This is a genomic window from Archangium minus (assembly GCF_044360475.1).
GTDB lineage: Bacteria > Myxococcota > Myxococcia > Myxococcales > Myxococcaceae > Archangium > Archangium minus.
The window spans coordinates 5477975-5498983 of sequence record NZ_CP043494.1; the positions used below are offsets into that span (position 1 = coordinate 5477975).

Annotated in this window: 1 protein-coding gene (running past one end of the window); it reads right to left on the reverse strand. The window is 68.7% G+C overall.

All coding sequences use genetic code 11. The features are described 5' to 3' along the window. A protein-coding gene (locus tag F0U60_RS22490; protein WP_395823134.1) for a non-ribosomal peptide synthase/polyketide synthase crosses the window boundary here: on the reverse strand, window positions 1–20996 show its 5' portion. Its footprint begins 11680 nt before the window's first position; the window shows 20996 of its 32676 coding nt (coding positions 1–20996); it begins with the start codon at window positions 20994–20996; the stop codon falls past the left edge of the window. Between the last annotated feature and the right edge of the window lie 13 nt (window positions 20997–21009).

The window sequence follows — 21009 nt, forward strand, 5'->3', positions numbered from 1 at the left end:
TCGCTCTGCTGGGAGATGAGGTGGGCGTCGGAGTCGAGCACCACCAGGCGGGCATGGCCCGAGGGCAGGCGCTCGGCGAGGTGGCGCTGGGCGAGCAGCAAGGGCGCGCGGACGTCCTGGAGCATGAACTCCAGGCGCTCGCGGGGGTAGGAGGGGTCGAGAGGAACGTAGGCACCGCCCGCCTTGAGGATGGCGAGGGTGGAGACGACCATCTCCAGGGAGCGCTCGACGCACAGGGCCACGGACTGGCCGGGCCGCAGGCCCAGCGCGAGCAAGTGGTGGGCGAGTTGGTTGGAGCGCGAGTCGAGCTGGCGGTAGGTGAGGTGTGCGCCCTGGAACTCGACGGCGATGGCGTCGGGCGTACGAGCGGCCTGGGCCTCGAAGAGCGCATGAATGGAGGACTCACGCGGGTAGTCCACGCGCGTGGCGTTCCACTCGACGAGCACCTTGCGCTGCTCGTCCTCGGAGAGCAGGGGCAGCTCGGAGAGTCGCGTCTCCGGCTGGGCAACAGCGGCCGTCAGCAGCACTCGCAAGTGCTCCACGGCTCGAGCCACGGTGTCACGCTCGAAGAGGTCGGTGTTGTACTGGAGGCCTCCCGAGAAGCCGCTGGGCGAATCGACGAGCGTGAGCAGCCAGTCGAACTTGGACGTGCCGCTCGATTGCTCCACTGGACGCAGGGTGAGCTCCGGCAGCGTCAGGGCCTCGGCCGGCGCGTTCTGCAGGACGAACATCACCTGGAACAGGGGTGTGCGGCTGAGGTCTCGCTGAGGCTGGAGCTGCTCGACGAGCTTTTCGAAGGGGACGTCCTGGTGCTCGTACGCGGCCAGGGTGGTGTCACGCACCTGGAGCAGCAGCTCGCGGAAGGACGTGTCGGCGGAGAAGCGCGAGCGCAGGACGAGCGTGTTGACGAAGAAGCCGATGAGGCCCTCGACCTCGGTGCTGCGGCGGCCGGCGATGGGCGAGCCGACGGAGATGTCCCCCTGTCCAGAGTAGCGGTGCAGCAGCACCTGGAAGCCGGCCAGCAACGTCATGAAGGGCGTGACGCCTAGCCGCGAGGAGAGCGCCTTGATGGCGTCGGAGAGGGCCCGGGGGAGCGTCACGGGCAGGTTGTCACCCCGGAAGGTCTGCACGGGGGGACGGGGCTTGTCGGTGGCCAGCTCCAGGTGGGACGGCGCATCCCCCAATTGCTGCTTCCAGTAACGCAGCTGGGTCTCGAGCACCTCGCCCTGGAGCCAGGCGCGCTGCCAGAGGGCGAAGTCGGCGTACTGGATGGGCAGAGGCGGCAGGAGCGGCTGTTGGCCTGCGGCGAAGGCGGCGTAGAGCGAGGCGACCTCACGCACGAGCACGCCCGTGGACCACCCATCGGAGATGATGTGGTGCAGGGTGACGAGCAGCACGTGATCGTTCGTGCCCAGGCGCAGCAGGCTCGTACGCAGGAGCGGGCCGTTGGCCAGGTCGAAGGGGCGCTGGGCCTCCTGATGGGCCAGTTGCTGGGCTCGGCTCTCTCGCTCGGCGGCGGGCAGGTCTCGCAGATCCTGGATGTCGAGCGCAATGGAGAGGGCGGGCGCGATGAGCTGGATGGGCTCGCCATCGCGGGAGGCGAAGGTGGTGCGCAGGGACTCGTGACGGCGCACGAGCTCCTCGAAGGCGCGATGCAGGGCCTTGGTGTCCACCTTGCCAGAGAGCCGGAGGGCCGCGGGGATGTTGTAGACGGGACTGCCGGGCTCGAGCTGATCGAGGAACCACAGCCGCTGCTGCGCGAACGCCAGCGGGATGTCTCCCGTGCGCGGCGCAGGCCGCAGCGGAGGCGCCTGCATCACGCTCCGGCTCTGCTGGGCGCGTGCTTCGTCGATCCTGCGCGCGAGCGAGGAGAGGGTGGGTGCCTCGAAGAGCGCGCGAACGGGTAGCTCCACTTCGAAGATGGAGCGCAGGCGCGAGAAGACGCGGGTGGCCAGCAGGGAGTGGCCGCCCAGCTCGAAGAAGTGGTCCTCGGCACCGACGCGGGGCACTCCGAGCACCTCGGCCCAGATGGTGGCGAGCTGCTGCTCGGTGGGGGTACGCGGGGCGATGTACGCGGCGTCGGAGACAGTGGCCTCCGGGGCAGGGAGTGCCTTGCGGTTCACCTTGCCGTTGGGCGTGAGCGGGAGCTGCTCGAGCGCCACGAAGGCGGAGGGCACCATGTATTCGGGCAGGTGCTCCTTGAGGTAGGCGCGCAGCTCGGTGACGGCGGAGGTCTGCTGCGGCTGCGAGGGCACGACGTAGGCCACGAGACGCTTGTCGCCGGGCCTGTCCTCGCGAGCGATGACGAGGGACTGGCGCACGGAGGGGTGGCGGGCCAGGACGGACTCGATTTCACCCAGCTCGATGCGGAAGCCGCGCACCTTCACCTGGAAGTCGAGGCGGCCGAGGAACTCGAGGGTGCCATCGGCCAACCAGCGCACCTTGTCGCCTGTGCGGTAGAGGCGTGCACCGGGGGCGTCGCTGATCGGATGGGGGATGAACTTCTCGGCAGTGAGCTCCGGACGGTTGAGGTAGCCCCAGGCGAGGCCAGTGCCGCCGATGAGAAGCTCACCGGGTATGCCGGTGGGGACGGGCTGAAGCCGCTCGTCCAACACGTACACCTGGGTGTTGGAGATGGGGCGGCCGATGGGGAGAGAGGATACCGGGTGAGAGGGGCTCACCCAAGCGGTGCTGTCGATGCAGGTTTCGGTGGGCCCGTACTGGTGGACGAGCTGAGCGCTCAGGGTGGAGATGAAGCGCGAGTGGAGCTCAGAGGTGAGGGGCTCACCGCCGCAGAAGACGAAGCGCAGGGAGCGGCAGAGCTCAACGCCCGGAGTCTGGAGGAAGGCAGAGAGAGGAGAGGGCCCGAAGTGCAGGTGGGTGATGGAGTGACGCACCACGGCCTGCACCAGGTACTCGGAGTCACGCTGGCCACCGGGGCGAGCGAGCACGAGGCGGGCACCGGCCACCAATGGGGCGAACATCTCCCAGACGGAGATGTCGAAGCTGAAGGAGGCCTTCTGGAGGAAGGCGTCCTGGGGCCCCATGGGGAAGTGCTGCTGACGCCAGTGCAAGTGGTTGACGGCAGCGCGGTGGGCCACCTGGACACCTTTGGGCCGGCCAGTGCTGCCCGAGGTGTAGATGACGTAGGCCGGGCTGTCGGCAACAGGCGTGGGCAGCGGAGTGGTGCCCTGGGGCAGCGCATCCAACGCTTCTAGAGAGTCCACCCGCAGGACGTGGACATGGGTGGAGGGCAGCGCCTCGAGCAGAGAGGAGCGAGTGAGCAGCAGCGTCGCGCCGCAGTCCTGGAGCATGAACTCCAGACGCTCGCGGGGGTATTCGGGGTCGAGAGGAACCCAAGCGGCGCCAGCGTGAAGGGTGGCCAGGAGGGAGACGAGGAGCTCGGGAGAGCGCTCGAAGCAGAGGGCAACGCGGGTGCCGGGGCCAACACCCAGGGTACGCAAGTGGTGGGCGAGACGGGTAGAGGCCTCGCTGAGCTGACGATAGGTGAGGTGAGCGTCCTCGAACTCAACGGCGACGGCGTCGGGCGTGCGAGAAGCCTGCGCCTGAACAAGAGAATGGAGTGTGGCCTCGCGGGGGAAGTCCGCACGCGTGTCATTCCAGGCGCCGAGCACCTGCTGACGCTCCTCGGAAGAGAGCAGTGGCAGGTCGCGCAGAGCGGTGTCAGGGCGGGAAGTGAGCGCCTCCAGGAGCACCAGGTAGTGGCGCATCATGCGCGCCACGGTGTCGGCCTCGAAGAGATCGGTGTTGTAGGTGAGGAAGCCGGTGAGCCCCTGAGGACCCTCGGAGAGCGCGAGCGAGAGGTCGAACTTGGCAGTGGAGACGTTGAAGTCGACCGGGCGCAGGGTGAGTCCCGGCAGGCGCAGCTCCTCAGAGGGAGTGTTCTGCAGGGAGAACGACACCTGGAAGAGCGGAGAGTGGCCCAGGGAGCGCTGAGGGGAGAGCTCCTCGACGAGCTTCTCGAAGGGGACGTCCTGGTGCTCGTAGGCGCTGAGCGTGGTGTCACGCACCTGCCGGAGCAGGTCGCGGAAGGACATGCCAGAAGAGAAGCGAGCGCGCAGGACGAGGGTGTTGACGAAGAAGCCGATGAGGCCTTCGAGCTCGGTGCTACGACGGCCAGCAATGGGCGAGCCGACGGAGAGGTCGTCCTGTCCGGAGTAGCGATGCAGCAGCACCTGGAAGCCAGCCAGCAGCGTCATGAAGAGGCTGACGCCGTGCTGAGAGCTGGTGGTAGCGAGCGCCTGGGAAAGCGAAGGCGGTAGCCGGAAGGTGTGCAGCGCGCCGCGGTGGCTGCGGATGGCGGGACGAGGCTTGTCAGTGGGCAGCTCCAGGAGGGCCGGAGCGCCGGAGAGCTGCTGCCTCCAGTAGCGCAGCTGCGCGTCGAGGGCCTCGCCCTGCAACCAGGACCGCTGCCAGAGGGCGAAGTCGGCGTACTGGACGGGCAGGGGCGGCAGGAGCGGCTGTTGGCCAGCGGCGAAGGCGGCGTAGAGCGAGGCGACCTCACGCACGAGCACGCCCGTGGACCACCCATCGGAGATGATGTGGTGCAGGGTGACGAGCAGCACGTGATCGTTCGTCCCCAGGCGCAGCAGGCTCGTGCGCAGGAGCGGGCCACGAGCCAGGTCAAAGGGACGCAGGGCCTCCTGATGGGCCAGCTTCTGGGCCCGGGCTTCACGCTCCGAAGCGGGTACGTCCTCGAGGTCCACCACCTCGAGTGGGACCGAAATGAAGGGGGCGATGAGTTGAACAGGCTGACCGTCGCGCGTGACGAAGAGGGTGCGCAGGGACTCGTGACGGCGCACGAGCTCCTCGAAGGCGCGATGCAGGGCCTCGGTGTCCACCTTGCCAGAGAGCCGGAGGGCCGCGGGGATGTTGTAGACGGGACTGCCGGGCTCGAGCTGATCCAGGAACCACAGTCGCTGTTGCGTGAAGGCCAGTGGAATGTCACCGGTGCGAGGCGTGGCCCGTAGTGGGGGCGCCCGCATCACGTTCCGGCTCTGCTGGCTGCGAGCCTCGTCGATCCTGCGCGCGAGCGAGGAGAGGGTGGGCGCCTCGAAGAGCGCGCGAACGGGCAGCTCCACGCGAAAGACAGAGCGCAACCGGGAGATGACCTGGGTCGCCAGCAGCGAGTGGCCGCCCAGCTCGAAGAAGTGGTCCTCGGCGCCGACGCGGGGCACCCCAAGCACCTTCGCCCAGATGTCCGCGAGCAACTCCTCGGTGGGCGTGCGCGGAGCGATGTACTCGGCGTCGGAGACAGATGCCTCCGGGGCAGGGAGTGCCTTGCGGTTCACCTTGCCGTTGGGCGTGAGCGGGAGCTGCTCGAGCGCCACAAAGGCGGAGGGGACCATGTACTCGGGCAGGTGCTCCTTGAGGTAGGCGCGCAGCTCGGTGACGGCGGAGGCCTGTTGCGGCTGCGAGGGCACGACGTAGGCCACGAGACGCTTGTCGCCGGGCCTGTCCTCGCGAGCGATGACGAGGGACTGGCGCACGGAGGGGTGGCGGGCCAGGACGGACTCGATTTCACCCAGCTCGATGCGGAAGCCGCGCACCTTCACCTGGAAGTCGAGGCGGCCGAGGAACTCGAGGGTGCCGTCGGCCAGCCAGCGCACCTTGTCGCCGGTGCGGTAGAGCCGCTCACCCGGCACAGGGGCAAAGGGGTTGGGGATGAAGCGCTCGGCAGTGAGCTCCGGACGGTTGAGGTAGCCCCAGGCGAGGCCCGTGCCGCCAATGAGAAGCTCACCGGGCACGCCGGTGGGGACGGGCTGAAGCCGCTCGTCCAACACGTACACCTGGGTGTTGGAGATGGGGCGGCCGATGGGGAGAGAGGACACCGGGTGAGAGGGGCTCACCCAGGCGGTGCTGTCGATGCAGGTTTCGGTGGGCCCGTACTGGTGGACGAGCCGAGCGCTCAGGGTGGAGATGAAGCGCGAGTGGAGCTCGGAGGTGAGGGGCTCACCGCCGCAGAAGACGAAGCGCAGGGAGCGGCAGAGCTCAACGCCCGGAGTCTGGAGGAAGGCGGAGAGAGGAGAGGGCCCGAAGTGCAGGTGGGTGATGGAGTGACGCACCACGGCCTGCACCAGGTACTCGGAGTCACGCTGGCCACCGGGGCGAGCGAGCACGAGGCGGGCACCAGCCACCAACGGGGCGAACATCTCCCAAACGGAGATGTCGAAGCTGAAGGAGGCCTTCTGGAGGAAGGCGTCCTGGGGCCCCATGGGGAAGTGCTGCTGACGCCAGTGCAGGTGGTTGACGGCGGCGCGGTGGGCCACCTGGACACCCTTGGGCCGGCCAGTGCTGCCCGAGGTGTAGATGACGTAGGCCGGGCTGTCGGCAACAGGCGTGGGCAGCGGAGTGGTGCCCTGGGGCAATGCATCCAACGCTTCTAGAGAGTCCACCCGCAGGACGTGGACATGGGTGGAGGGCAGCGTTTCGAGCAGAGAGGAGCGAGTGAGCAGCAGCGTCGCGCCGCAGTCCTGGAGCATGAACTCCAGACGCTCGCGGGGGTATTCAGGGTCGAGAGGGACCCAAGCGGCGCCAGCGTGAAGGGTGGCCAGGAGGGAGACGAGGAGCTCGGGGGAGCGCTCGAAGCAGAGGGCAACGCGGGTGCCGGGGCCAACGCCCAGGGTACGCAAGTGGTGGGCGAGTTGATTCGCGCGAGAGTCGAGCTGGCGGTAGGTGAGGTGAGCGTCCTCGAACTCGATGGCGACGGAGTCGGGCGTACGAGAAGCCTGCGCCTGGACGAGGGAATGGAGCGTGGCCTCGCGGGGGAAGTCCGCACGCGTGTCATTCCAGGCGACGAGCACCTGCTGACGCTCCTCGGAGGAGAGCAGCGGCAGGTCGCGCAGAGCGGTGTCAGGACGGGAAGTGAGCGCCTCCAGGAGCACCAGGTAGTGGCGCATCATGCGCGCCACGGTGTCGGCCTCGAAGAGGTCAGTGTTGTAGGTGAGGAAGCCGGTGAGCCCCTGAGGACCCTCGGAGAGCGCGAGCGAGAGGTCGAACTTGGCAGTGGAGACGTCGAAGTCGACCGGGCGCAGGGTGAGGCCCGGCAGACGCAACTCCTCGGAGGGAGTGTTCTGCAGGGAGAACATCACCTGGAAGAGCGGAGAGTGGCCCAGGGAGCGCTGAGGGGAGAGCTCCTCGACGAGCTTCTCGAAGGGGACATCCTGGTGCTCGTAGGCGCTGAGCGTGGTGTCTCGCACCTGGCGCAGCAACTCGCGGAAAGTCGTATGGGGGGAGAAGCGGGAGCGCAGGACGAGGGTGTTGACGAAGAAGCCGATGAGGCCTTCGAGCTCGGTGCTGCGGCGGCCGGCGATGGGCGAGCCGACGGAGAGGTCGTCCTGCCCGGAGTAACGATGCAGGAGGGCCTGGAAGCCGGCCAGCAGCGTCATGAAGAGGCTGACGCCGTGCTGAGTGCTGGTGGCGTTGAGGGCCGCGGCGAGAGAGGGCGGTAGCCGGAAGGTGTGCAGCGCGCCGCGGTGGCCGCGGACAGCGGGACGAGGCTTGTCGGTGGGCAGCTCGAGGAGGGCCGGAGCGCCGGAGAGCTGCTGCCTCCAGTAGCGCAGCTGCGTGTCGAGGGCCTCGCCCTGCAACCAGGAGCGCTGCCAGAGGGCAAAGTCGGCGTACTGGACGGGCAGGGCTGGCAGGGAGGGCTGCCGGCCCGCGGCGAAGGCGGCGTAGAGCGCGGCCACCTCGCGCACGAGCACGCCCATGGACCAACCGTCGGAGACGATGTGGTGCATCACCAGCACCAGCACGTGGTCCTCGGAGTTCAGACGCAGCAGGCTCGTACGCAGGAGCGGACCGTTGGCCAGGTCAAAGGGACGCTGGGTCTCCTGCAGGACCCACTGCTGGGCCCGGGTCTCACGCTCGGAAGCGGGCACGTCCTGGAGGTCCACCACCTCGAGTGGGAGGGAGAGGGTCGGAGCAATCACCTGGACGGGCTGGCCGTCACGCGTGTTGAAGGTGGTGCGCAGGGACTCGTGACGGCGCACGAGCTCCGCGAAGGCGCGGCGCAGGGCCTCGGTATCCACCTTGCCGGAGAGCCGGAGGGCCGCGGGGAGGTTGTAGAAGGCGCTTCCGGGCTCGAACTGGTCGAGGAACCACAGCCGCTGCTGGGCGAACGACAGGGGCTGCTCGGCGCCAGGCAGGGCGGAGCGCACCGCGGCGGGCGCTCTCCGCACGTCCTGGCCCTGCTTGCCGCGCTCTTCGTCGAGCTTGCGCGCGAGCGCGGAGAGGGTGGGGGCCTCGAAGAGCGCTCGGACAGGCAGCTCCACAGTGAAGGCGGAGCGCACGCGGGAGATGACCTGGGTGGCCATCAGCGAGTGGCCGCCCAGCTCGAAGAAGTGGTCCTCAGCGCCGACGCGAGGCACCGACAGGACCTCGGCCCAAATGGAGGCGAGTTGTTCCTCGGTGGGCGTGCGCGGGGCGATGTACTCGGCCTTGGAGGCCGTGGTCTCTGGAGCGGGCAGCGCACGGCGCTCGAGCTTGCCGTTGGGGCTGAGCGGGAACTGCTCCAGGCACACGAAGGCCGAGGGCACCATGTGCTCGGGTAGACGCGGCTGGAGGAAGGCACGCAGCTCGGCCGCGGAGGCCTGCTCGGGCGAGGCCACCACGTAGGCCACCAGGCGCTTGTCGCCGGGCCGATCCTCGCGGGCGATGACGACGGCCTGGCGCACCGCCGGGTGCTGGGCCAGGTGCGCCTCGATTTCACCCAGCTCGATGCGCAGGCCGCGGATCTTCACCTGGAAGTCGGCACGGCCCAGGTACTCGATGTTGCCATCCGGCAGCCAGCGAGCCACGTCTCCGGTGCGGTACATGCGAGCACCGGGGCGCCCGTTGAACGGATCCGGGATGAAGCGCTCGGCGGTGAGGTCCGGGCGAGACTGGTAGCCGCGGCCCACCTGCACGCCACCGATGTACAGCTCACCGGAGACTCCGACCGGCACAGCTCGCAGGCTCGCGTCCAGGATGCGGAGCTGCGTGTTGGCCACCGGGCGGCCGATGGGCACGGAGCGCAGGGCCTTGCTCGGCTTGCACGCGTAATAGGTGACGTCGACGGCAGCCTCGGTGGGGCCGTAGAGGTTGTGCAGCTCGGCCTGGGGCAGCCGCTGGAGGCACTGGTCCTGGAACTCCACGGGCAGGGCTTCGCCACTGCACACCACGCGCCGCAGTGAGACGCAGCGCGCTTCCAGGTTGGGCTCCTCCAGGAACACCTTCAACATGGAGGGGACGAAGTGCAGGGTGGTGACGCGCTCCTGTGCGATGAGGCTCGCCAGGTAGTCGGGGTCCTGGTGACCACCGGGCCTGGCCAGGACCAGGCGGGCGCCCTGCATGAGAGGCCAGAAGAACTCCCAGACGGAGACGTCGAAGCTGAAGGGCGTCTTCTGCAAGACGACGTCCTGGGCCCCAAGCTTGTACTCGTCCTGCATCCACAGCAGGCGATTCACCACGGCGTGGTGCTCGTTCATGGCGCCCTTGGGGCGGCCGGTGCTGCCAGAGGTGAAGATGATGTAGGCCAGGTTGTTGGCCGTGGCGAGGGGCGCGGGCGCGTGACGCGGCTGCGCGGAGATCTCAGCCCAACCCGAGTCCAGGCACACGACGCGAGCGCTCTGGGCGGGCAGCACCGGCAGCAGCCGCTCCTGCACCAGGAGCACCGTGGGACGGGCGTCCTCGAGCATCCAGCCCAAGCGCTCCTGGGGATAGGCGGGATCCAGGGGCACGTAGGCACCACCGGCCTTGTGGGTGGCCAGCAGGGCGATGACCATCTCCAGCGAGCGCTCCAGGCACAGGCCCACGCGAGACTCGGGGCCGACGCCGAGCGAGCGCAGGTACCAGGCAAGCTGGTTGGCGCGCGCATCGAGCTCCCGGTAGGTGAGGGACTGGCCCTCGAAGGTGAGGGCCACGGCGTCGGGCGTGCGCTCCACCTGGGCCTCGATGAGCTGGTGGAGGGTGGCCTCTCGCGGGTAGTCGGCGGAGGGACCGTTGAACTCGACGAGGAGCTTGTGCTGCTCGGCGTCGGAGAGCAGGGGCAGCTCAGAGAGCCGGGCCTCCGGGTGCGCCACCGCGGCCTCGAGCAGGGTGCGCAGGTGCTCCATGGCCCGGGCCACGGTGTCTCGCTCGAAGAGATCGGTGTTGTACTCGAGGCCTCCCGAAAAGCCGCTGGGCGTGTCGATGAGCGAGAGTGTCCAGTCGAACTTGGACGTGCCGCTCGGCTGCTCCACCGGACGCAGGGTGAGGCCCGGCAGCGTCAGGGTCTCGGCCGGCGTGTTCTGCAGGACGAACATCACCTGGAAGAACGGCGAGCGGCTGAGATCGCGCTGGGGCTGAAGCTCCTCAACGAGCTTCTCGAAGGGCAGATCCTGGTGCTCGTAGGCGGCCAGGGTGGTGTCGCGCACCTGGAGCAACAGCTCGCGGAAAGTGGCCTCCGAGGCGATGCGCGAGCGGAAGACGAGCGTGTTGACGAAGAAGCCGATGAGGCCCTCGAGCTCGGTGCGGCGGCGGCCTGCGATGGGCGAGCCAACGGAGATGTCGTCCTGGCGCGAGTAGCGGTGCAGCAGCACCTGGAAGCCAGCCAGCAGCGTCATGAAGGGGGTGACGCCCAGGCGCATGGAGAGCGCCTTGATGGACTCGGAGAGCCCCTTTGGCAGGGCCACGGGCAGGTTGTCACCCCGGAAGGTCTGCACGGGAGGACGCGGCTTGTCGGCGGGCAACTCCAGGTGCGCGGGCACGCCGGAGAGCTGCTGCTTCCAGTAACGCAGCTGTGAATCGAGCACCTCGCCCTGGAGCCACGAGCGCTGCCAGAGAGCGAAGTCCGGGTACTGGGTGGACAGGGGGGCCAGGGCGGGCTGCTGGCCCGCGGCGAAGGCGGCGTAGAGCGAGGCGACCTCGCGCACGAGCACGCCCATGGACCAACCGTCGGAAACGATGTGGTGCATCACGAACACCAGCACGTGCTCGTCGATGTCCAGGCTCAGCAGGGTGGCTCGCAGGAGCGGACCCGTCGCCAGGTTGAAGGGCCGCAGGGCCTCTCGATGGATCAGCTCGCGGGCCCAGTCCTCGCGCGAGGAGGCGGGCATGTTCCGTAGATCCACCATCTCGAGCGGGAGAGAGAGGGAGGGCACGATGACCTGAATGGGCTGACCGTCGCGGGCGGAGAAGGTGGTGCGCAGGGACTCGTGACGGCGCACGAGCTCCTCGAAAGCGTGGCGCAGCGCCTCGGTGTTCAGTGCGCCAGAGAGCCGGAGGGCCGAGGGCAGGTTGTAGACAGGGCTGCCGGGTTCGAGCTGGTCGAGGAACCACAGCCGCTGCTGGGAGAAGGCCAGCGGGATGTCACCGATGCGAGCGGCGGATATCCGGGGCAGTGCCTGGACAGAGGACTGGGTGCGCTGGGCCTCGTCGAGCTTGAGCGCGAGTGCGGAGAGGGTGGGTGCTTCGAAGAGAGCGCGGACGGGCAGCTCCACCTGGAAGGCGGATCGCACGCGAGAGAGGACACGAGTGGCCAACAGCGAGTGGCCGCCCAGCTCGAAGAAGTTGTCCTCGGCACCGATGCGGGGCACCGAGAGCACTTCGGCCCAGATGGCGGCGAGTTGCTCCTCGGTGGGGGTACGCGGGGCGATGTACTCGGTCGCGGAGTCGGTGGAAGCCTCCGGAGCGGGCAGGGCCTTGCGGTTCACCTTGCCGTTGGGCGTGAGCGGCAGTTGCTCAAGCACCACGAAGGCAGAGGGCACCATGTACTCGGGCAGGTGCTGCTTGAGGTGGGCACGCAGCTCCGCGGTGGTGGGCGCCTGCTGGCCCGAGGGCGTGAGGTAAGCCACCAGGCGCTTGTCACCGGGCCTGTCCTCGCGAGCGACCACCACCACCTGGCGCACACCGGGGTGCTTGTCGAGAACGGTCTCGATTTCACCCAGCTCAATGCGGAAGCCGCGCACCTTCACCTGGAAGTCGGTGCGGCCGAGGTACTCAAGGTTGCCATCGGCGCGGTACCGAGCGAGGTCGCCCGTGCGGTACATGCGCGCGCCCGGCGTGGCGCTGAACGGGTCAGGGACGAAGCGGTCAGCGGTGAGCTCGGGGCGGCCGAGGTAGCCACGGGAGACACCGGCACCGGCGATGAAGACTTCACCGGGTACGCCCGTGGGCACCGGCTGCAGGTGCGCGTCGAGCAAGTAGACCTGAGTGCCGGAGATGGGCCGGCCGATGGTGGCGGGCTTGTCGGAGTGGCGGAGGGTGAAGGTGGAGTAGGTGGTGGTTTCGGAGGGGCCGTAGAGGTCGTAGACGAGGGAGAGGCCGGGCTGCTGGTAGAGCTGCTGGACGAGAGAGGTGGCAAGAGGCTCGCCAGCGAGGTTGACGACGCGGACGGAGGAGGGGAGGCCGCCGGAGCGAAGCAGCTCGGAGATGGCGGAAGGGACGGTGTTGACGAGCGAGACGCGCTGAGAGGCAGGGAGGTTGGGCAGCTCCAGGGCATTGCCTGCGAGGATGACAGTGCCGCCGAGGCTCAGGGGGAGGAAGAGCTCGAAGACGGACAGGTCGAAGGCGATGGAGGTGGAAGCCAGCAAGCCGGAGAGGAGCTCCGGCTGGAAGACAGAGCGAGCCCAGAAGAGGAAGGAGACAGCATTGCGGTGCTCAATGGAGACGCCCTTGGGACGGCCCGTGGAGCCCGAGGTGTAGATGAGGTAGGCGAGGTTGCTGCTGAAGGCCGCACGCGAGGGGTTGCTGACGGGAGCGCGCGACAACGTCTCCGCGTCCTTGTCGAGCAGCAGCACGTGAGCGGAGTGGGGAGGCAGGCTGTCGGTGACGTCGGACTGGGCGACGAGGAAGCGCAGCTGGGCGTCTTCCACGATGAAGCCCAGACGCTCGCGAGGGTAGGCCGGGTCGAGCGGGACGTAGAGGCCGCCGGCCTTGAGGATGCCGAGCAGGCCCACGACGAGCTCAGCCGAGCGCCTGGCGCAAATACCAACAGGAGTCTCGGGACCCACGCCCAGGGAGCGCAGCGAGTGCGCAAGCTGGTTGGCGCGAGCATTGAGCTCGGCATAGGTGAGCGAGCGGGTACCGTCGACGAGGGCTTCGGCATCAGGCGTGCGCTCTACCTGGGCCTCGAAGAGCTCGTGGAGGGTGGCCTCGCGCGGGTAGTCGAGCGGAAGGTCATTCCACTGCACGAGGAGCTTGTGCTTCTCGGCCTCGGGAAGCAGGGGCAGCCGGGACACGGGCATGCCGGGCGAGGCCACTACTGCCGACAGCAGCACCTGCAGGTGCTCGGCCATCCGGGTGATGGTCGTCGGCTCGAAGAGGTCGGTGTTGTACTCGAGGACTCCGCGCAGCCCCTGCGAGGTCTCCTGCATGAACAGGGACAGGTCGAACTTGGAGATGCCGCCCTCGAACTCCAGGGGCGAGAGCGTGAGGCCGCCCAACGCCAGCTCGGGAATCGGCATGTTCTGCAGGGCGAACATCACCTGGAACAGGGGCGGGCGGCTGGGGTCGCGTTGAGGCTGGAGCTCCTCGACGAGCTTCTCGAAGGGGACGTCCTGGTGCTCGTAGGCGGCCAGGGTGGTGTCACGCACCTGCTGGAGCAACTCGCGGAAGGACAGGTCGGGCGAGATCTTCGAGCGCAGGACGAGCGTGTTGATGAAGAAGCCGATGAGGCCCTCGAGCTCGGTGCTGCGGCGGCCGGCGATGGGCGAGCCGACGGAGAGGTCGTCCTGTCCGGTGTAGCGATGCAGCAGCACCTGGAAGCCGGCGAGCAGCGTCATGAAGAGGCTGACGCCGTGCTGGGTGCTGGTGGTGGCGAGCGCCTGAGAAAGCGAGGGCGGCAGCAGGAAGGAGTGCTGAGCGCCCCGGTAGGTCTGGATGGGCGGACGCGGCTTGTCGGTAGCCAGCTCCAAGTGTGCCGGAGCGCCGGAGAGCTGCTGCTTCCAGAAGCCCAACTGCGCGTCGAGGACCTCGCCCTGGAGCCACGAGCGCTGCCAGAGGGCGTAGTCGGCGTACTGGATGGGCAGCGGCGGCAGCGCCGGCCGCTGGCCGGAGGCGAAGGCGGCGTAGAGCGAGGCGACCTCGCGCACGAGCACGCCCATGGACCAGCCATCGGAGATGATGTGGTGCTGGGTAACGAGCAGCACGTGCTCATCCGAGGCCAGGCGCAGCAGGCTCGTGCGCACGAGCGGACCGTTGGCCAGCTCGAAGGGGCGCAGGGCCTCCTGGCGGATCAGCTCACGGGCGCGGGGCTCGCGCTCCGAGGTGGGCACGTCCTGGAGGTCCAGCACCTCCATCGGAACGGAGAGGGTCGGCGCGATGACCTGGGCGGGCTGACCATCGCGGGAGATGAAGGTCGTGCGCAGGGACTCGTGACGACGCACGAGCTCCTCAAAGGAGCGGCGCAGCGCCTCGATGTCCAGCGGGCCTGAGAGTCGGAGCGCCGCGGGGATGTTGTAGAAGGGGCTGCCCGGCTCGAACTGGTCGAGGAACCACAGCCGCTGCTGCGCGAACGACAGAGGGCTGTCATCCGTGCGCGGCATGGGCTTCAGGGCAGGAGCTCGCGTCACACGGCCAGCCCGCTTGGCACTCGCCTCGTCGATCTTCCGGGCGAGCGCGGAGAGGGTGGAGGCCTCGAAGAGGGCTCGGACGGGCAGCTCCACCGCGAAGGCAGAGCGCAGGCGCGAGATGACCTGGGTGGCCATCAGCGAGTGGCCACCCAGCTCGAAGAAGTTGTCCTCGGCGCCGACGCGGGGGACCGACAGGACCTCGGCCCAGATGGTGGCGAGCTGTTCCTCGGTAGGCGTGCGCGGGGCGATGTACTCGGCGTTGGAGACCGTGGCCTCCGGGACGGGCAGGGCCTTCCTGTCCACCTTGCCGCTGGGCGTGAGAGGCAGCTGCTCGAGTGCCACGAAGGCGGAGGGCACCATGTACTCGGGCAGGTGCTCCTTGAGATACGCGCGCAGCACGGCCGCAGAGGGCGCCTGGGTGGACGAGGTGACGTAGGCCACCAGGCGCTTATCACCGGGCCTGTCCTCGCGGGCGATGACGACGCACTGGCGCACGGAGGGGTGCTTGTCGAGGACGGACTCGATTTCCCCCAGCTCAATGCGGAAGCCGCGCAGCTTTACCTGCGAGTCGAGGCGGCCTGAGAACTCGAGGGTGCCATCGGCCAGCCAGCGCACCCTGTCACCGGTGCGGTAGAGGCGCTCGCCCGGAGTGAGGGCGAAGGGGTGGGGGACGAACTTTTCGGCGGAGAGCTCCGGGCGGTTGAGGTAGCCCCAGGCCAGACCGTCGCCACCGATGTACAGCTCGCCGTGCACGCCGGCGGGAACGGGTTGCAGCCGCGCGTCCAACACGTACACCTGGGTGTTGGAGATGGGGCTGCCGATGGGCACGTTGTGGCCCACCTGCTCCTGGCGCGTGAGCAGGTGGCAGGTGGCGAAGGTGGTGCTCTCGGTGGGGCCGTAGGCGTTGACGAGCTGTCCACCCCGCGCCAGCCGGGTCCTCGCCCGCTCCGGGATGAGCACATCACCACCGGTGAGCACCTGGCGCACGTGCGCGAGCGCCTCGGGCTGCGTGGCCATCACCTGGTCGAAGAGCGCAGCGGTGAGCCACAGGGTGGTGATGCCGTGCTTCTTCAGGGCTCGGCTCAGCTCCTCGATGGAGGGCGCGTGAGGAGGAAGGACGACGAGCTTGCCGCCGTGGAGCAGGCTGCCCCACAGCTCGAGCGTGGCGGCATCGAAGGAGATAGGCGCCAGCTGCAGCATGACTTCGCTTGGGCCGAAGTCAGCGAAGCGCGAGCCCATGACGAGGCGCACCACGCCTCGGTGAGGAATGCACACGCCCTTGGGCAGGCCCGTGGAGCCCGAGGTGTACATGACGTAGGCGAGCGCCTCGGGGCCCATGGCGACGCCCAGAGAGGCCTCGCTCCGCTGGGAGATGAGGTGGGCGTCGGAGTCGAGCACCACCAGGCGGGCGTGGCCCAAGGGCAGGCGCTCGGCGAGGTGGCGCTGGGCGAGCAACAGGGGCGCGCGGACGTCCTGGAGCATGAACTCCAGGCGCTCGCGAGGGTAGGAGGGGTCGAGAGGAACGTAGGCACCACCCGCCTTGAGGATGGCGAGGGTGGAGACGACCATCTCCAGGGAGCGCTCGACGCACAGGGCCACGGACTGGCCGGGCCGCAGACCCAGCGCGAGCAAGTGGTGGGCGAGCTGGTTGGCGCGCGAGTCGAGCTGGCTGTAGGTGAGGTGCGAGCCCTGGAACTCGATAGCGATAGCGTCGGGAGTGCGAGCGGCTTGAGCCTCGAAGAGCGCATGAATGGAGGACTCACGCGGGTAGTCCACGCGCGTGTCGTTCCATTCCACGAGCACCTTGCGCTGCTCGTCCGCGGAGAGCAGGGGCAGCTCGGAGAGTCGCGTCTCCGGGTGGGCCACCACTGCCGACAGCAGCACCCTCAGGTGCTCGGCCATCTGGGTGATGGTCGCCGGCTCAAAGAGGTCGGTGTTGTACTCGAAGAATCCGCGGAGCCCTCGAGGGGTCTCCTGCATGAACAGGGACAGGTCGAACTTGGAGACGCCGCTGTCCAGCTCCAGGGGTGAGAGCTTGAGCCCGCCGAGGGTCAGCTCGGGAACCGGCATGTTCTGCAGGGCGAACATCACCTGGAAGACGGGCGGACGGCTGGGATCGCGCTGGACATGGAGCTGCTCGACGAGCTTCTCGAAGGGCAGGTCCTGGTGCTCGTAGGCGGCCAGGGTGGTGTCGCGCACCTGGAGCAGCAGCTCGCGGAAAGACGCCTCAGCGGAAATGCGCGAGCGCAGGACGAGCGTGTTGACGAAGAAGCCGATGAGGCCCTCGAGCTCGGTGTTGCGGCGGCCGGCGATGGGCGAGCCGACGGAGAGGTCGTCCTGTCCGGTGTAGCGATGCAGCAGCACCTGGAAGGCCGCCAGCAGCGTCATGAAGGGACTGACGCCGTACCGGGCGCTGGTGGTGGCGAGTGCCTGAGAGAGCGAGGGCGGCAGCAGGAAGGAGTGCTGGGCGCCCCGGTAGGTCTGGTTGGACGGCCGAGGCTTGTCGGTGGGCAGCTCCAGGTGGGCCGGAGCGCCGGAGAGCTGCTGCTTCCAGTAGCGCAGCTGGGTGTCGAGGACCTCGCCTTGCAACCAGGAGCGCTGCCAGAGGGCGAAGTCGGCGTACTGCATGGGCAGGGGCGGTAGGACCGGCTGCCGGCCGGAGGCAAAGGCGGCATAGAGCGCGGCCACCTCGCGCACGAGCACGCCCATGGACCAACCATCGGAGACGATGTGGTGCTGGGTGACGAGCAGCACATGGTCATCTGGAGCCAGGCGCAGCAGGCTCGTGCGCACGAGCGGGCCCTGGGCCAGATTGAAGGGGCGCAGCGCCTCCTGACGAGCCAGCTCGCGGGCGCGGGGTTCGCGCTCGGAGGCGGGCACATCCTGAAGGTCCAGCACGTCGAGCGGGACGGTGAGGGACGCGGCGATGGCCTGTGCGGGCAGACCGCCTTCGGAGATGAAGAAGGTGGTACGCAGGGACTCGTGACGGCGCACGAGCTCCTCGAAGGCGCGGCGCAGCGCCTCGATGTCCAGCGGGCCCGAGAGCCGGGTGGCCGAGGGGATGTTGTAGAAGGGGCTGTTGGGCTCGAGCTGATCGAGGAACCACAGCCGCTGCTGGGCGAACGACAGGGGGCGCTCGTCCGTGGGACCCAGGGGTTTCAGGGCGGGAACCAGCGTCTCACCGGGGTGCCGCCGGGCGCGCGCTTCGTCGATCTTCCGGGCGAGTCCGGAGAGGGTGGGCGCCTCGAACAGGGCGCGAATGGGCAACTCCACCTCGAAGGTGGGGCGCAGACGCGCCATCACCTGGGTGGCCAGCAGCGAGTGGCCGCCCAGCTCGAGGAAGTGGTCCTCGGCGCCAACGCGGGGCACCCCGAGCACCTCGGCCCAGATGGTGGCGAGCTGCTGCTCGGTGGGCGTGCGCGGAGCGATGTACTCGGCGTCGGAGACCGAGGCCTCCGGCATGGGCAGGGCCTTGCGGTCCACCTTGCCGCTGGGCGTGACGGGCAGCTGCTCGAGTGCCACGAAGGCGGAGGGCACCATGTACTCGGGCAGGTGCTCCTTGAGGTAGGCGCGCAGCTCGGAGGCGGAGGGCGCCTGCTGGCCCGAGGACACGACATAGGCCACCAGGCGCTTGTCACCGGACCTGTCCTCGCGGGCGATGACGGTGCACTGGCGCACGGAGGGGTGCTTGTCGAGGACGGACTCGATCTCCCCCAACTCGATGCGGAAGCCGCGCAGCTTCACCTGCGAGTCGAGGCGGCCCGCGAACTCGAGGGTGCCATCCGCGAGCCAGCGCACCTTGTCACCGGTGCGGTAGAGGCGCTCACCCGGAGTGAGGGCGAAGGGGTGGGGGACGAACTTTTCGGCGGAGAGCTCCGGGCGGTTGAGGTAGCCCCAGGCCAGACCGTCGCCACCGATGTACAGCTCGCCGTGCACGCCGGCGGGAACGGGTTGCAGCCGCGCGTCCAACACGTACACCTGGGTGTTGGAGATGGGGCTGCCGATGGGCACGTTGTGGCCCACCTGCTCCTGGCGCGTGAGCAGGTGGCAGGTGGCGAAGGTTGTGCTCTCGGTGGGACCGTAGGCGTTGACGAGCTGGCCACAGTGCGCCAGTCGGGTCTTCGCCCGCTCCGGGACGAGCACGTCACCGCCGGTGAACACCTGACGCACGTGCGCGAGCGCCTCGGGCTGCGTGGCCACCACCTGGTCGAAGAGCGCGGAGGTAATGAACAGGAGGGTGATGCCATGCTTCTTCAGGGCCTGGCTCAGCTCCTCGATGGAGGGGACGTGCGGAGGGAGGACGACGAGCTTGCCGCCGTGAAGCAGGCTGCCCCACAGCTCGAAGGTGGCGGCATCGAAGGAGATGGGCGCCAGCTGCAACATGACTTCGCGCGGGCCGAAGTCGGTGTAACGCGCGCCCATGACGAGGCGGACAACGCCCCGGTGAGGAATGCACACGCCCTTGGGCAAACCGGTGGAGCCCGAGGTGTACATGACGTAGGCGAGCGCCTCGGGAGCCACGGCGATGCCCGGGGACGCCTCGCTCTGCTGGGAGATGAGGTGGGCGTCGGAGTCGAGCACCACCAGGCGGGCGTGGCCCGAGGGCAGGTGCTCGGCGAGGTGGCGCTGGACGAGCAGCAGGGGCGCGCGGACGTCCTGGAGCATGAACTCCAGGCGCTCGCGAGGGTAGGAGGGGTCGAGAGGAACGTAGGCTGCGCCCGCCTTGAGGATGGCGAGGGTGGAGATGACCATCTCCAGAGAGCGCTCGACGCACATCGCCACGGACTGACCGGGCCGCAGGCCCAGCGCGAGCAAGTGGTGGGCGAGCTGGTTGGAGCGCGAGTCGAGCTGGCGGTAGGTGAGGTGCGAGCCCTGGAACTCGACGGCGATGGCGTCGGGAGTGCGAGCGGCCTGGGCCTCGAAGAGCGCATGAATGGAGGACTCACGCGGGTAGTCCACGCGCGTGTCGTTCCATTCCACGAGCACCTTGCGCTGCTCGTCCTCGGAGAGCAGGGGCAGCTCGGAGAGCTTCCGCTCCGGAGTGGTGATGGCGGCCGAGATCAGCACCCTCAGGTGCTCGGCCATCCGGGCGATGGTCTCCGGCTCGAAGAGGTCCGTGCTGTACTCGATGCGCCCGGTGAAGCCCTCTGGGCGATCCGACATCAGCACGGTGAGCTCGAAGGTGGCGGCCCCCGAGGTGAGCGGGGCCATGCGCACGTCCAGGCCCGCGACGTTCATGGAGGCGCCCTGCTGCGGCAGCAGTGCGAACACCACCTGGAAGAGGGGATTACGGCCCTGCTCTCGTGCCGGACGCAGCTCCTCGATGAGCTTCTCGACCGGCACCTCCTGGTGGGAGAAGGCGCCCAGCGAGCTCTCGCGCACCTCCTTCAGGAACTGCCGGAACGACAGCCCGCCCACCGGGCGTGAGCGGATGACGACCGTGTTGATGAAGAAGCCGATGAGCCCCTCGAGCTCCGCGTGGCTGCGTCCCGCCACGGGAGTCCCGACGCAGACGTCCTCCTGCCCGCTGTAGCGCGACATCAGAACGTTGAACGCCGCCATCAACACCATGAAGCTGCTCGCGCCCTCGCGGGTGGCGAACGCGCGCACCGCCTCCGAGAGCTCGCGAGGCAGGGCGAAGACATGCTCCTGGCCCCGGCCGGTGGGCAGCGCGGGACGCGGGTGATCCGTGGGGAGTTCCAGGGCCGTGGGAGCGCCCTCGAACTGCTTGCGCCAGTACGCGACCTGATCCTGGAGGAACGCCCCCTGGAGCCGCTCGCGCTGCCAGAGCGCGAAGTCGGGGTACTGCACCGGCAGCGGCGGGAGCGCGAGTGGCTTGCCCGACGAGAAGGCGTCGTAGCAGGCGAGCAACTCGCGCGCGAGCACGCCGAAGGACCATCCATCCGTGACGATGTGGTGGAGCACCACCAGCAGGACGTGATCCTGCTCGCCCAGCCGGATCACTCCCGCGCGCAGGAGCGGCCCGGTGGTCAGCTCGAAGGGGCGCTGGGCCTCGGCGCGCGCATGCTCCTGGACCGCCTCCTCGCGACGCTCCGCGGGCAGGGACGTCAGATCGGAGCGCTCCAGCGTGAAGTGGGCGGACGGAGCCACCACCTGCTCCGGACCCTGGTCGCCGGACCGGAACGTGGTGCGCAGGCTCTCGTGTCGCTCGATCACCGTGCGCAGCGCGCGCTCCAGCAGGTCCGTGTCGAGCCGGCCCTGGATGCGCAGCATGTTGGGCAGGTTGTACGCCACGCTGCTCGGCTCGAACTGGTACAGGAGCCACAGGCGTTGCTGCGAGAACGACAGCGGGAGCGGGCGGGCCTGATCGCGGACCCGCGCGGTAGGACGTGAGACCTTGTTACCCGCCTGCTCCAATCGGCGCAGCAGCTCCGCTCGCTTCTCGGGCGGAAGGTTGGCAATGCGCTTGGACAGATCGTTCATAAGACTGGCAATG